We start from the raw sequence: 394 nt of genomic DNA, 5'->3' as shown, positions 1-394 counted from the left end.
ACTAGGGTCTGTTGAGAATTAGCGGGAATTGATCACCGCAGATGCCAAGGTGATGACAGCAGCGAAGCTGCTGTCAGTTTTGTCGCTACGCAGAGCAATACGCTTGAATTCTTTCAGCTTGCAAAAGTAGTTTTCTATCAAGTGCCGCCACTTGTACATCTCCCTATCGATAAGCAAGGGCGCTCTTCGATTGGCCTTCTGAGCAATCACAACTTGGCAGTTCGTAGACTGCAATCGCTGAACCAGCCAGGTGGCATCAAACGCTTTATCGGCAAGTAACGCTTGTAAATCAATGTCTTGCAAAAGTTCGTCAACACCTTTGAGATCATGACGCTGGCCTGGCAGTAAAACAAAGCGCACCAAATTGCCCAAGGCATCTGTTAGCGCAAGGATC

Annotated in this window: 1 protein-coding gene; it reads right to left on the bottom strand. The window is 48.0% G+C overall.

The window, feature by feature from the left end; all coding sequences use genetic code 11:
* Positions 1–18: 18 nt before the first annotated feature.
* Positions 19–394 (bottom strand): transposase (locus QEP12_RS16990; protein ID WP_284214997.1); only part of this gene is annotated, 376 nt, incomplete at its 5' end.

Origin of the sequence: Comamonas jiangduensis, assembly GCF_030162955.1 — a bacterium.
Lineage (GTDB): Bacteria > Pseudomonadota > Gammaproteobacteria > Burkholderiales > Burkholderiaceae_C > Comamonas > Comamonas jiangduensis.
The sequence above is the reverse complement of the archived record's forward strand: the minus strand, read 5'-3'. Positions and strand labels throughout refer to the sequence as shown.